The organism is Clostridium punense (assembly GCF_017874425.1).
GTDB lineage: Bacteria > Bacillota > Clostridia > Clostridiales > Clostridiaceae > Clostridium_J > Clostridium_J punense.
In genome coordinates, this window is the sequence record NZ_JAGGLL010000018.1 from 16610 (window position 1) to 29087 (window position 12478).

Sequence of the window (12478 nt, forward strand, 5' to 3'; positions counted from 1 at the left end):
TTCCTACAACACGAATTGCCACAAGAGCTACTATATTAACTTAGATCTAATAGTAATTTCTAAGGATAACTGTAGGTTACTGTACAGTAGGAAATACTACATTATGGGAGAGGGGATTTTCATGAGCACATTAATCCGATATGCAAACTTAGATGATTCAGCTGCTTTGGGCAGAATTCTTTCTGAATCATCACAAGCAGGATTTAAAGATATTATTCCAGACCATATTTTAAATGACATTTTTTCAGTTGAAAGAAGAACAGAAAGATTTATTAGTGAATTATCAGAGGGGTCTCCGAAGACTATTATTGCTTTCAATGAAAATGAACCAGCAGGGCTAATCTCCTTTGGGAAACCTAGAGATGATAATAGCGAAAAATCATGTATAGAGATTTGGCGAGTTTATTTGCTTTCAAAGTTTTGGGGAAGCGGCATTTCTAAAGAACTAATAGAGTGGGGAATCAACGAAATACTGAAAGAAGGATTAACTACTATAGAACTTTGGGTATTAGAAGAAAATATAAGAGCCAGAAATTTCTATGACAAAATAGGCTTCCAATATGATAACACTTTCAGAATAACAAATATGGGAGGCAAAGAAGTTAAGGAACTAAGATATATCATAGCACATGAATAATAGTATATTCTTAAAAATCATGAAATTTTGCATCTAAAATAATAATGATGTGTTTTGATAAGGTAATAGTATTATAATCTTTCTTCCTAGTTACAACATTTTAGTACTTAACTAAAAGTTAAGTTATATGGGAGGATAATTGTGGAAGGTATAGTTATTGGAATTCAATTAGTAATAATATTAATTATATTTTTAGAGCTATGTAGATTTCTTAGAAGGATACTCAACCTAACAAAAGAAATTGAAGATTTAAAGGAAAGAGTAAATACTCTTGAGGAAATTATAAAGAATCAAAATAAATAATATAAGTTTAGTAGGGGAAGATATTATGTTTAGAATTCGCTACGCTAATATAAAGGATGCTAGAACCTTGGGAGAAATTCATTCAAAGTCATGGAAAGTAGCATACAAAGGTATAGTACCAGATGAAATATTAAAGAATATTACCGTCGAAAAGAGATAAGCATACTTTGAAAAGGCACTAACAGAGAACTGGGAAGAAGATGCGATTATATTTAAGGATAATGATGCAGTTGGACTTATATGTATAGGAAAATGCAGAGATGCAGATAAAACTGATACTTGTGGGGAAATATGGGGTATATATTTACTTCCAGAATATTGGAATATGGGAATTGGTTCTGAATTAATTAACTGGGGAATAAATGAATTAAGCAAAAGGAATTTTAGCAAAGTTATTTTATGGGTTCTTGAAGAAAACATAAATGCAAGAAAATTCTATGAAAAAGTTGGTTTTAAACATGATGGAACAGTTAAGGAAATAACTATAGGTAAAAAATTAGTTGAATACAGATATGAAAAAGCCATTATATAAATTTCTTGTTAAACAACTAATGCCAATTCAATAGATATATAGAAAAGAGGGATAAGACAATGAGAGACAAGTTCTTATGTGTAATGGCACAATTTGATAAAGAAACTGAAGAAAAATTAGGCAGGATATATAAGCAGCTTTTGGAAGCAGGTTTTGTAGGGAATCAAACTCCTAACCTACCTTATCATATCACTCTAGGAACTTTTGAGTTAGAAAAAGAAAATGAATTAAAGGAGCTATTAAAGAAAGTTGCCAGCAATACATCAAAGATACAGGTAACTTTTAACCATATTGGTCTATTTGGAATGGAAGTGCTATTTGCTGCGCCGTCAGTTTCCCATGAGCTATTGAATATACAAGAAAACTTTAATAGTAGTTATGCAAATGACTTAACCTGGGCACCACACGCTACCATAATTATTGATAAACCAGAGGTTATACAAAAGGCGATACCCATAGTAGCACAAAACTTTTCTTCTTTCTCAGGATATATTGAAAGCATTAGTTTATATGAGTTTTGGCCAACTAGGTTTATTGTGGAAGAAAAATTAATCCATTAATCCATAATTTTTCAAAATAATTATTTATAGATTTGGGGAGATAAAAATGATTGAAAAGATTTTTAAATGTGGAATAGGTGAAATGAGTTATATTAAAGATGCCATTAGCAATGTAAAAGGTGAAGAAGACTTATGTTTTTTTAGTGAAGCTGCCATAGAAAAGTTTTTAAGTAGCGGTGATAATTGGTTTTATGTTGCAACAGTAGATAATAAGCCAGTAGCTTATGCTATAGCTTATGTTCAAAGACGACTTGATACTACAAAAAACATGATTTGTTTATATGAAATAGGAACCTTGAAGTGTTATAGAAAAATGGGAATTGCTAAAAGAATAATTGAAAAAATTATTGAAGATGGAAAGCTACAGGAAGTAATGAAAATATGGATTCCAACAAATATAAGTAACGAAGCAGCCTGTGCTCTATACAGGAGCATAGGAGCTGAGGAGCCAGAAGTTAAGGATGAAATAATCTATAGTTATAGGTATTAATACAACTATGAGAATTTAAGTAGTTACTTTAGGATATTTTCAATAGGTGTGAATTTAAAACAATGAAGATTGAATTAAACTTAACAGATGGGGAGAGGTTTATTATTGAATTACGATATCCAATAATTGAAGATGCAGAATCCTATTTTAGGATCTTAACAGAAGGCAAATTTGAATACTATCATGCTACGATTCCTGAAAGCGTTGATTTGGAAAGAGAATGGATTAAAAGGCGGGAGTATAAGAGGGAAAATAACTTAGAATATAATTACTCAATTATATATAACAATGATGTTGTTGGAGGCTGTAATATAAGAATATTTCAAGAAAGTCCTCATATTGGGGAGATAGGTTATTTTATAGATAGAAAGCTTTTTAATAAAGGAGTTGCTTCTAAAGCAGTAAAAGAGCTAGAAAGAATAGCTTTCGAGGAGCTTGGCTTAATTAGGCTTGAAATTCGTATGGATCCGAGAAATAAAGCAAGTGAAAAGGTTGCTATAAAATGTGGATTTGAATTAGAAGGCTTGTTAAGAAAAGTTATGGAGTTTAATGGGATGTATTTTGATAATATACTATATTCAAAGGTTAAATGAATTTTTAACCTTTGAATGAGTTCATAAAGATATATTAATAGGAGAAAGATGGGGATAAACATGAGTAAAGAAAATATTTATTCAAATACTGCAAGATTTTATGATAAGGGAAATGAAATAAAAAAATATGATATAGATTTGAACTTCTATGAAAAATACGTTAATAAGCATACTAAGGTTTTAGAAATTGGGTGTGGAACAGGAAGAGTAACAATACCTTTAGCATCAAAATGTGAAAGTATAGTTGGACTAGATTTATCTGAATCAATGCTAGATATTCTACAAGAAAAATTAAAAGCTACAGATTTAAACTATAAAAACAATATACAGCTTATAAAGGGAGATATGACAGATTTTAATTTAAATCAGAAATTTGATCTAATCATTTTTCTAGGATTAGCAATTCTTTCTTTAATATCTGAAGAACAGAGAACTGCATGTTTAGAATGTGTTAAAAAGCATATGAGTGATGACTGTATAGTAGTTATAGATCAGTTTAATCCTAACCCAGATAAGTTAAATGTAAGTAGTGAAAGGCTTGATTTTGAATACTTTGATGAAGAATTAGGGTATAAAATAAAGAAATACTCTATTCAAAAGGATCATGATTCTAATGAGCAAGTTATATCAATGAAGTATATTTATAAGATTTTTCATAATGAAGACTTGATTAATAAAATTGAAGATGATTTTAAGCTTGGGTATTTATTTAATGATCAAGCAAGGAAATTATTTACATCAGTTGGATTGGAAATAAAAAATGTATACGGAGCATATGATTTCAGCGTAATTGCTGATGAAAATTCTAAGATGTTAATATACGAATTAAAGAAACGCTAATATTATTGAGCTTTTAAAATTACTAGATATGGAGTTCAAGATTCAAGACATTTCAACAGTTTGTTTAGGAAAAAGGACATAACACTGAATTTAGTTAGAATGGAGAGCTAAAATGGAAACCAAAATAAGACAAGCAGTGGCAAGTGATTTCCAAAGCATAAATGAGCTTGTTTCAGAAGTTCATAAGCTACATGTGAATAATAGACCAGACGTGTATGTAGATGTTGATACACCAATGATAAAAGAGCAATTTGATGAGTTAATAACTTCAAATGATACAAAACTATTTGTAGTTGAAGATGTCAGTAATAAAGAGTTGGTAGCATACAGTATTGTGAGTATTATAGCTTCTAAAAACATTCAAATACTAATTCCAGTAAAAATTGCATTTATAGATGACTTTTGTGTTAAGTCAAGCTGTCATAAACAAGGAATTGGAAGATTGTTGTTTGAGCATGTTGTAAATTATGCAAAGGCAGAAAGGGCTTCATCGTTACAGTTAGTTGTATGGGAATTTAACTCTGCTGCTATTAAGTTTTATGAAGCATTAGGTATGACAACACGAAATAGAAGATTGGAGCTGAACTTGTAGAAGGAAACCAAGGCAAGTTAAGAGGTTAAGTAATTTTATTTTGGCAGAAAATTTTCTTTATATAATGGGGTGATAAGTGTGTGTGATTTAGTTAAACCAGATATTTGGTTAAGAGAAAAATTCGCTAACATGGTTAAAGATTATAATCATAGCAATGAACATATCTTTAGCAGTGATTATTATAATATTAATTTTAATTTTGAAAATTATATTCAAGACCTTAAAGATTTATCTAATGGCATTGGATTGCCACAAGGATATGTACCTTCAACTGAATGGTGGCTTATAAACAGTAATAGCGATATTCTAGGTACTGTTAGGTTAAGACATGAACTTGGTAAAAGAAATTTTGAAGAAGGTGGACATATTGGGTATGATATATCACCGAGATTCAGAAGAAAAGGATATGGGAAAGTTATATTAAAATTAGTATTAGAAAAAGTTAAAGAACTAGGACTTGAAAAAGTATTGGTAACATGTGATTTTGATAATATTGGATCAAAGAGAATTATTGAGTCCAATGGCGGTAAACTTGAAAATAAAATAGTTTCAAAAGAAACTGGTAAAGAGGTTCTAAGGTATTGGATAGAGTTATAGGATCTATTTTTTTACTATAAATTATATAGGGTCTAGTAGTAATGTTTAAGACAGCATTCCAAGGGGTGAATTAAGTAATGATTAAGAGTTGTAAGTTTGAAAAAGCTACAAAGCTTACATTGAATTATATTGTATATCTACCTAAAAACTATACAACAAATAGTAAGTGGCCTTTGATTCTCTCTTTACATGGTCCAGGGGAGCGTGGCAATAACATAGATGATATTAAAAAATGGGGTATACATAAGATATTAAGGGAAGATAATAATTTTCCATTCATTGTGGTATGTCCCCAGTGCCCAGCAGGTGAAGTATGGGAAATGCAGTTTAATATGTTAAAGGAATTACTAGATGAAATAGAAGATAATTATAGTATAGATAAGGAAAGAGAGTATCTAACTGGATATAGTTTAGGGGCATATGGCACATGGAATTTTGCCATACTTAACCCAGAAAGATTTGCTGCAATAGCACCCATAAGCGGAGGTGCAATATCACCTAAAAAAGCTATGAATTTAAAGCAATTACCTATTTGGGTTGCACATGGAGATAATGACACTGTAGTTGAATTTGAGGAATCTAAAAGAATAGTTGATTGCTTAAAAAAGTATAATCCTAATATTATATTTAAAGTTTACAAAGGTGCAGGACATGAAGTTTGCACATTAGCATATGAAGAACGAGAGCTTTATCAGTGGCTTTTGAAACAGAAAAGAAAGATATAGGTCTAATTTTTATTACAGTTTGGAGGACAGAAAGATGAAGTTTACAATACTAGGAAGTGGTGGTTGTGTTGCACTACCAAAACCACTTTGTCAATGTGATATATGTAAGGAAGCAAGGGAAAAAGGAAAACCTTATTCAAGATTTGGATGCAGTTTATACCTAGAGGATTTAAACCTAGTGGTGGATACCCCAGAGGATATTGTTCATGCTATTAATTATAGCAATGTGAAGCAAATAGATACAGTATTATTTAGCCATATAGACCCCGACCACACTCTAGGAATGAGAGTTTTTGAACATTTACGTTTAGATTGGTTAGAGATTTCGGAGGGAAGAGAATGTACAAAGCCAATAAAGGTACTAGCTATGGAACATGTAATGGAGGATATAAACACCATTGGTTTTAAGTATGGCTCTTTCTTAGATTACTATGAAAAGAATAGAAACTTAATAAAAAGGCAGGTAGTGGAAGAAAGCATTACTTTGAAAGATATAAAAATTACTTTTATTAAAGCAACCTCTGCTACTGTTTTTGTCTTTGAACAAAATGGAAACAAGGTTATTTATGCTCCTTGTGATGTAAAACCTTTCCCAGAGCACAAGATTTTTGAGAATGCAGATGTGATGATAATTGGAAACACAGTTATTGGAGAGGAGCTTAAGGGTGGATTCCTACTTAAAAAGGATAATTTACTTAGAGAAGAATTATTTACAATGGAGGAAATCGAAGAACTAAAGCACAAGTACAGCATTAAAAAAGTTATTATGACTCATATAGAAGAAGATTGGGGCAAATCCTATGAGGACTATTTGAAGCTGGAAAAACTGTATGAGAATATAAAATTTGCTTATGATGGGATGAAGATTGAGATTTAATAGTCCTTACGAAAATCACAGGAATAGGGTTTTCATATTTAAGATATCAGAAGTAAAGTGTTTAGAAAAATGTTTGTTTTACGTAGTAATAAGGAAATAAGAGCTAATTAACTTGATTAATGAAGTAACAAAGGAAGAGACTTAGAGTGGAAAAGTATTTATAAAGGGGATGAATTATATGAAAATAGAGTTATTAAGACCTACTTTAGAAATGGAAGAAATGCATCATGATTTTATTAGAGAGTGGGAGGAAGCAAAGGAGAATATTGTACCCTATGCTGCTAGGCTACTTGATAAGGATTATAAAACTTGGCTAGAAAACACCTATAAATTTGAAGAAATCTGTCCTGATGGTTTTGTTCCAGCTCACACTTTATTCTTGGTTGAAGATAATAAGAGAATTTTAGGAGCTATTAATATTAGACATTATTTAAATGATTATTTACTTAATTATGGAGGGCATATTGGTTATGGCATAAGACCTAGTGAAAGAAAAAAGGGCTATGCATCATTGATGTTGTCACTTGCACTATCTGTGGCAAAAGAACTAGGAATTAATAAGGCTTTAATTACCTGCGATAAGGATAATTTAGGTTCAGCGAGAACCATAATGAAAAATGGTGGAGTGCTAGAAAATGAGGTTGCTGAAGGTGAGAGAATAACTCAAAGGTATTGGATAGAGCTTTAAGAGTGAAAAAGGAGTTGTTGTTTATGAGTTTTGAAGCTCTTTCAGAAAAAATTATACACCTTGAAAAAAGACTTTTAGATCCTAAGATAAGAAAATCTGCAGAGGAACTAGATAAACTCCTCGCAGATGAATTTATTGAGTACTGTACATCAGGGCATGTTTGTAATAAGCAGGAAGTCTTGGACAGTTTACCTGACAACGAGGAAGTTGAGATAATTCCAAGTAACTTTATTGTAAGGAGTTTAGCCCAAGATGTAGTTTTACTTAACTTTGAAACCTTTAATACGAGTAGTGGGGTAACTTTAAGGAGAAGTTCTATATGGAAGATTATTAATGGAACGTGGCAATTGTTTTTCCATCAGGGAACTAAGGCTAAAAGCTAAACTTTAAGTTAATCTACTATTGTTGTAAGAAACTTGTTATAAAGTGAAGACTTATACTTTAAAAGGGGAATTAACATTTTGATAAAACTAAGAAATACTGCAAAAGCAATAATTATTGAAGATAATAAACTGCTTTTTACAAAATATATTTCAAAAAGAACAGGAATTACTTATTATGTACTACCAGGTGGAGGACAAGAGGGAGGAGAGACCCTTGAAGAAACCTTAAAGAGAGAATGTATAGAGGAACTGGGAGCTCTCATAGAGGTAGGAGAACTCGTATTAGTTTCAGAATATATAGGAAAGAATCATAAATTTTCAGAATTACATGCAGAAAAACATCAAATTGATTTCATGTTCTTTTGTAAAATTAAATCTGACTTTGATTTTGAAAAGGCAACTAATATTGATTCAGACCAAGTAGGTTTTGAGTGGATAGATTTTAGGGAGTTTAAGGATAAAACTATATATCCAGAGGAGTTAAAAAGAGTCTTTGATCAGGAAGGAAATATTACCACGTCAATATATTTAGGAGATTCATATTAAGAATTTCAGTTAAATAAGTTATATAAATAAAAAAGTGATATTTATAAATACGGGGATAAGTAAGCTTCAATTATAATAATTTGAGTTTAGATTAAGGGGGCAATACTGTGAATATTTTACTAGACAAGCTAGATTTTCATCAGCCTTGGGCTTATGAAACTTTTAAAAATATAATTAAACCTGACCATAAAGTTTGCATAATACCCTTTGCTTTTCATGAGGATTGGATAAAAGATGCGGAACAGTGGGAATCACTTTACAATAAACATAGTGGGGGAGAGTATTTAAGAATGATTACTCCCTTCTATGCTTATAGAATCAGTGATGATAATGTCACATTGATTAACTATTTTACTGATAACAGTCATAGTGCAAAGGAAAAAATCAATGAAAGCAATATAATCTTTTTTACTGGTGGCTTTCCAGAAAAAACAATGAGAAGGTTAAAAGAATTTGATTTAATTGAAACCCTTGAAAATCATCCTGGAATAAAGATGGGGTGGAGTGCAGGTACTATGATGCAGTGTGAGGATTACTATATTTCACCAGATGATGATTATCCAGAATTTGTTTATGAAAAAGGTTTAAGTTATGTTAAGGATTTTGCTGTGGAAGTTCATTATAAAAATACAGAATCTCAAAATAAAAGCATCGAAAGATATATGGCTGAAAAAGGAAAAAGAGTATACACCACAGAACCTGAAAGTGCCATAATTGTAAATGGTAATGAGGTAGCGTTACTAGGGAATGCAAAGCTTTATAAAGGATTAAGTTAAAAAGTATGCTGCAAGGTAAAAAATAACACTGGGGGGGATTCTCTATGAAGGGTACGAGAGATTTTTATAATAAAACCGCTTCAGAGTGGGCTAATAAATGGTATGAAGATGAATCCATGGTTCCATATCTAATGGAATTTATTAATTATTTGCCACAAAACCCAAGGATTTTAGATTTATGTTGTGGAGCGGGATATGAAAGTATGAGATTAGAAAAGCTTGGGGCTGAAGTTACTGGGCTTGATTTTAGTGAAGAAAGTATTAAAATTGCAAAAAAGCTAAATCTACATATTAAATTTGTTGTTGAAGATATGCTAAATGATTATTCTTATCTTGGTAAATTTCATGGTTGCATTATAATAGCTGGTTTAATACACCTTCCAAATCATAAGCTCTCAAAGGCATTCGAGGAAGTTTATAAGGTTATAAATGATAATGGATTTTTGCATATAGCAGTTAAAGATGGCACAGGGAAAAGTGAAAAATCAAGCTATATAACAATTGAGGGTGAGGAATACGATAGAGATTTTTATTTCCATACTCTAGAGGAGTTAAAGTTATATTCCTCTAAAAAATTTGACTTTGAAAAAGAGATTCTATTAGATAAAGATTCACCGTGGAAATATTATATATTTAGAAAATGTAGAACTAGTACAAGTTAATGTTGCTAGAAATCTCTAAAAAGATATGATTAAAATAAGAATATGATAAATATAAAAATTCATATTGAAGAACATAGAATGAATTTTAGGTAGGGGGCACAATGTTACATCATATAGGAACTAAAACCATTGAAACTGAAAGACTTATACTAAGAAGGTTTAAAGAAGAAGATGCTAAGGATATGTATAATAATTGGGCATCAGATGACGAGGTTACAAAATACTTATCTTGGCCAACTCACAGTAATGTTGAAGTAAGTAGAAAGCTTCTAGAAATGTGGATTGATAAATATATTAGTGAAGAAATTTATAACTGGGCAATTGAAGTAAAGGAAAATAACAGTGTAGTTGGTTCTATTGCACTTATGAATGTAGATAATAATATTGAAAGCTGTGAAATAGGTTACTGCATCGGTAGAGCCTATTGGAATAAAGGGCTAATCACTGAAGCTTTTTCAGCTCTCATTAAATTTGCCTTTAAAGAAGTAGGGTTTAATCGCATAACAGGGCGTCATCATGTGGATAATACAGCTTCTGGCAGGGTTATTGAAAAGTGTGGGTTAAAATATGAAGGCACTTTAAGACAAGTTCACAAGATAAAAGATGGCTCCATAGTGGATTGCAAATACTATTCAATATTAAAAGAAGAGTATAGAGGGTAGCATAGACATTTTAGGTTGTTTTTTCTTGAGAAACAAAGAAGTTTTTAAGGGAAGTCATGGGGACACGCTTCCCTTATCAGCATTTTTTGAATGTAGTAAACTACCATAACTTTATATTATGCCTACATTAAAGATTTAAGGCTTTTTTGCTAGGTACGAAACATAGGTGGTCACTGAAGAAGACTACAATTTAATCTATAAGCTTCAATACTGCCTTAATAGTTTCATCCTTTGTGAGATCTGCACCAACTTTTGCAGATACTTTAACGTCGGGTTCAGTCTTATGTTCAAAATTGCTAGTTCCATCTGAGGTTAGCCCCATTTCTAAGGGGAAACGGAAAATATATCCACTATTAGGAAGAGTGCAAATTGCTGGGTCAAAACCAATTCCATCGCCTCCTGTTTTTTCTCCTATCAAAGTTGCAAACCCTGTATCTTTAGCAAATACAGCAAAAGCCTCAGCAGAGGAGAAGACTCCATTATCTATCAAGAGGAATACCCTTCCATTAAATCCTATAGAATTCATAGGTTTATAACTCGTATTATTAGTAGAATAATATTTAAAATCCGTCTTAAGTTCAGGAGGGGAGTTTTTTAATACATCGCTATCCATATCAGAAATTTTACTAAGACTGAAGTAACTGTAGCCAAGTCTGCTTTTAATAAATTGTTCAACATAATTTCCACCTCTGAAAGCTAGGTATTGGGTATCAGTAACAGTGCTATTTAGCAGCATTGGCACTATATTATCAGACCAGTACCTCGTGTCCCCTCCACCATTACCTCTTATATCAATTATAAGTGCCTTATAATCCTTAATACTTTGTAAAAAAGGGTTTATTATTTTCATATCACCTTCAATATTAAAGGAATTGAATGAATGTATAGCCATATAGGCAACCTTATCCTTTTCTAATAGATTTGTTTTCACATTATTGGGGACAATGTATTTTGAATTTTTAGGTACATCTTTTGAGTTGGGCATAGATGAATATCTTTCTTTTGCTACTTCACTATTCAGTTGTGATAACCATGCTTCACTAGAATTAGCATCTTTCTCATAAAGGTTTTGCATTAATGAATAAAAATCCTTATTAATCATTGAAACATGTCCATTATTGAATTCAGATAAAATGTTCTCTAATACCTTATAAAAATCAACATCATTATTGGTGGCCTTTATTTTAGATATATACTTATCTTTCATAGATAGCCAATCAACTCCGTTTTGCCTTTTATTAACTTCAAAATATGGATAATCATCTTTAAGTATTGTATACATGTATTCAAAATCATTTAACTTTTGGGTTTCAGTTAATTGTTTATTTTTGGAAGAAGTTGTTGCTAATGGATTTTGCATTAATGAATAGTATCCAGTGACAATAAGTATGAATAGGATAATGACAATTAGAAACTTTTTTTTCATTTTATCATCTTCTTTCTTAAATACTTAACTTCATGTATAAAACTTATGTTTAGTAGGAATTGTGAACGCTCATTTTAAAATAAACTACACCACTTTTTTTCCTATTAACAACATCTATTTCAAATTTACCATCGCTAGTGTTACTAATTTTTTCAAAAACCCACTACAAGTTATTAAAATAAATTCATAAAAAGCTCTGCTAATACTTTAATAGGATGTTTTGATTTGTATAATAAACCTGCACCAATAAGTAGTACTCCGGTTATTGTCAATGCTAAACCTATTGCTCCATTAAGTTTTAGAAAATTAAATTCTAATATAAGCGTTAATATTCCTAAAAGCATAAGAACTATATTTGGAATTATATCTTTCATTTCGATCGCCCCTCTCCTTTTATGGATAATAAATACTTATTTTAAAGTATATACCAAAATTATATCATAACCTTAATTGAAGTCCAATTATTTGGAAAGAAAATTAAACTTTAATTTTTACTTTAATATTAAATTTTAAAGTTATTTTACTATAAAAAGGAGAGTTTTTTTCATCTTCATTATTAAGTGTATTTAAGTTAAATATTACAAATATT

19 protein-coding genes and 1 pseudogene are annotated in these 12478 nt (G+C 30.8%); 18 read left to right on the forward strand and 2 right to left on the reverse strand.

Features of this window, described 5'->3' with window-relative positions:
* The first annotated feature begins 121 nt into the window (after positions 1 to 121).
* From J2Z44_RS11910 to J2Z44_RS11990, 18 genes and pseudogenes are all read left to right on the forward strand, one after another.
* Positions 122 to 637 (forward strand): GNAT family N-acetyltransferase, encoded by a 516-nt coding sequence (locus J2Z44_RS11910; protein ID WP_021285207.1) that lies wholly within the window; start codon positions 122 to 124, stop codon positions 635 to 637.
* 141 nt (positions 638 to 778) lie between these two features.
* Entirely contained in the window at positions 779 to 940 is a 162-nt protein-coding gene (locus tag J2Z44_RS11915; protein WP_021285208.1) for a hypothetical protein, read from the forward strand.
* Between the two features lie 25 nt (positions 941 to 965).
* Complete coding sequence (locus J2Z44_RS21835; RefSeq protein ID WP_021285209.1) at positions 966 to 1100, forward strand: hypothetical protein; 135 nt, start codon at positions 966 to 968, stop codon at positions 1098 to 1100.
* 15 nt (positions 1101 to 1115) lie between these two features.
* Positions 1116 to 1472 (forward strand): annotated as a pseudogene (locus J2Z44_RS21560) (GNAT family N-acetyltransferase); the annotation flags it as partial.
* A gap of 59 nt (positions 1473 to 1531) precedes the next feature.
* The gene (locus J2Z44_RS11925) at positions 1532 to 2032 is read left to right on the forward strand and encodes a 2'-5' RNA ligase family protein (protein WP_021285211.1); all 501 of its coding nucleotides are present in this window, start codon (positions 1532 to 1534) and stop codon (positions 2030 to 2032) included.
* 46 nt (positions 2033 to 2078) lie between these two features.
* The gene (locus J2Z44_RS11930; protein ID WP_021285212.1) at positions 2079 to 2522 is read left to right on the forward strand and encodes a GNAT family N-acetyltransferase; all 444 of its coding nucleotides are present in this window, start codon (positions 2079 to 2081) and stop codon (positions 2520 to 2522) included.
* Between the two features lie 62 nt (positions 2523 to 2584).
* Positions 2585 to 3115, forward strand: coding sequence for a GNAT family N-acetyltransferase (locus J2Z44_RS11935; protein ID WP_021285213.1), 531 nt, complete (start codon positions 2585 to 2587; stop codon positions 3113 to 3115).
* Between the two features lie 60 nt (positions 3116 to 3175).
* Positions 3176 to 3955: a class I SAM-dependent methyltransferase gene (locus J2Z44_RS11940; RefSeq protein WP_021285214.1), complete on the forward strand. Its 780-nt coding sequence runs from the start codon at positions 3176 to 3178 to the stop codon at positions 3953 to 3955.
* 112 nt (positions 3956 to 4067) lie between these two features.
* Positions 4068 to 4547 (forward strand): GNAT family N-acetyltransferase, encoded by a 480-nt coding sequence (locus J2Z44_RS11945; RefSeq protein WP_021285215.1) that lies wholly within the window; start codon positions 4068 to 4070, stop codon positions 4545 to 4547.
* A gap of 78 nt (positions 4548 to 4625) precedes the next feature.
* Positions 4626 to 5144, forward strand: coding sequence for a GNAT family N-acetyltransferase (locus J2Z44_RS11950; protein ID WP_021285216.1), 519 nt, complete (start codon positions 4626 to 4628; stop codon positions 5142 to 5144).
* A 77-nt stretch (positions 5145 to 5221) separates the two neighbouring features.
* Entirely contained in the window at positions 5222 to 5869 is a 648-nt protein-coding gene (locus J2Z44_RS11955; protein ID WP_021285217.1) for a carboxylesterase family protein, read from the forward strand.
* Positions 5870 to 5903: 34 nt separating this feature from the next.
* The gene (locus J2Z44_RS11960; protein ID WP_021285218.1) at positions 5904 to 6746 is read left to right on the forward strand and encodes an MBL fold metallo-hydrolase; all 843 of its coding nucleotides are present in this window, start codon (positions 5904 to 5906) and stop codon (positions 6744 to 6746) included.
* A gap of 178 nt (positions 6747 to 6924) precedes the next feature.
* A complete protein-coding gene (locus J2Z44_RS11965; protein WP_021285219.1) occupies positions 6925 to 7434 on the forward strand; it encodes a GNAT family N-acetyltransferase in 510 nt (169 codons plus the stop codon).
* Positions 7435 to 7457: 23 nt separating this feature from the next.
* Positions 7458 to 7817 (forward strand): nuclear transport factor 2 family protein, encoded by a 360-nt coding sequence (locus tag J2Z44_RS11970; protein WP_021285220.1) that lies wholly within the window; start codon positions 7458 to 7460, stop codon positions 7815 to 7817.
* Between the two features lie 78 nt (positions 7818 to 7895).
* Entirely contained in the window at positions 7896 to 8363 is a 468-nt protein-coding gene (locus J2Z44_RS11975) for an NUDIX domain-containing protein (protein ID WP_021285221.1), read from the forward strand.
* Positions 8364 to 8470: 107 nt separating this feature from the next.
* A complete protein-coding gene (locus J2Z44_RS11980; RefSeq protein WP_209649596.1) occupies positions 8471 to 9139 on the forward strand; it encodes a Type 1 glutamine amidotransferase-like domain-containing protein in 669 nt (222 codons plus the stop codon).
* A 44-nt stretch (positions 9140 to 9183) separates the two neighbouring features.
* Entirely contained in the window at positions 9184 to 9801 is a 618-nt protein-coding gene (locus J2Z44_RS11985; RefSeq protein WP_021285224.1) for a class I SAM-dependent methyltransferase, read from the forward strand.
* Between the two features lie 101 nt (positions 9802 to 9902).
* On the forward strand, positions 9903 to 10463 hold the full coding sequence (locus tag J2Z44_RS11990; RefSeq protein WP_021285225.1) for a GNAT family N-acetyltransferase: 561 nt from the start codon (positions 9903 to 9905) through the stop codon (positions 10461 to 10463).
* 190 nt (positions 10464 to 10653) lie between these two features.
* Here J2Z44_RS11990 and J2Z44_RS11995 read toward each other — a convergent pair whose 3' ends face one another.
* Positions 10654 to 11889, reverse strand: coding sequence for a S41 family peptidase (locus J2Z44_RS11995; RefSeq protein WP_209649597.1), 1236 nt, complete (start codon positions 11887 to 11889; stop codon positions 10654 to 10656).
* Between the two features lie 173 nt (positions 11890 to 12062).
* The gene (locus J2Z44_RS12000; RefSeq protein ID WP_021285227.1) at positions 12063 to 12263 is read right to left on the reverse strand and encodes a hypothetical protein; all 201 of its coding nucleotides are present in this window, start codon (positions 12261 to 12263) and stop codon (positions 12063 to 12065) included.
* Positions 12264 to 12478: the final 215 nt, after the last annotated feature.

Bases quoted from the DNA above. Each gene is read 5' to 3' on its own strand.
- J2Z44_RS11910 (WP_021285207.1), top strand. From the start codon at position 122: ATGAGCACATTAATCCGATATGCAAACTTAGATGATTCAGCTGCTTTG.
- J2Z44_RS21835 (WP_021285209.1), top strand. From the start codon at position 966: ATGTTTAGAATTCGCTACGCTAATATAAAGGATGCTAGAACCTTGGGA.
- J2Z44_RS11925 (WP_021285211.1), top strand. From the start codon at position 1,532: ATGAGAGACAAGTTCTTATGTGTAATGGCACAATTTGATAAAGAAACT.
- J2Z44_RS11930 (WP_021285212.1), top strand. From the start codon at position 2,079: ATGATTGAAAAGATTTTTAAATGTGGAATAGGTGAAATGAGTTATATT.
- J2Z44_RS11935 (WP_021285213.1), top strand. From the start codon at position 2,585: ATGAAGATTGAATTAAACTTAACAGATGGGGAGAGGTTTATTATTGAA.
- J2Z44_RS11940 (WP_021285214.1), top strand. From the start codon at position 3,176: ATGAGTAAAGAAAATATTTATTCAAATACTGCAAGATTTTATGATAAG.
- J2Z44_RS11945 (WP_021285215.1), top strand. From the start codon at position 4,068: ATGGAAACCAAAATAAGACAAGCAGTGGCAAGTGATTTCCAAAGCATA.
- J2Z44_RS11955 (WP_021285217.1), top strand. From the start codon at position 5,222: ATGATTAAGAGTTGTAAGTTTGAAAAAGCTACAAAGCTTACATTGAAT.
- J2Z44_RS11960 (WP_021285218.1), top strand. From the start codon at position 5,904: ATGAAGTTTACAATACTAGGAAGTGGTGGTTGTGTTGCACTACCAAAA.
- J2Z44_RS11965 (WP_021285219.1), top strand. From the start codon at position 6,925: ATGAAAATAGAGTTATTAAGACCTACTTTAGAAATGGAAGAAATGCAT.
- J2Z44_RS11970 (WP_021285220.1), top strand. From the start codon at position 7,458: ATGAGTTTTGAAGCTCTTTCAGAAAAAATTATACACCTTGAAAAAAGA.
- J2Z44_RS11985 (WP_021285224.1), top strand. From the start codon at position 9,184: ATGAAGGGTACGAGAGATTTTTATAATAAAACCGCTTCAGAGTGGGCT.
- J2Z44_RS11990 (WP_021285225.1), top strand. From the start codon at position 9,903: ATGTTACATCATATAGGAACTAAAACCATTGAAACTGAAAGACTTATA.
- J2Z44_RS11995 (WP_209649597.1), bottom strand. From the start codon at position 11,889: ATGAAAAAAAAGTTTCTAATTGTCATTATCCTATTCATACTTATTGTC.
- J2Z44_RS12000 (WP_021285227.1), bottom strand. From the start codon at position 12,263: ATGAAAGATATAATTCCAAATATAGTTCTTATGCTTTTAGGAATATTA.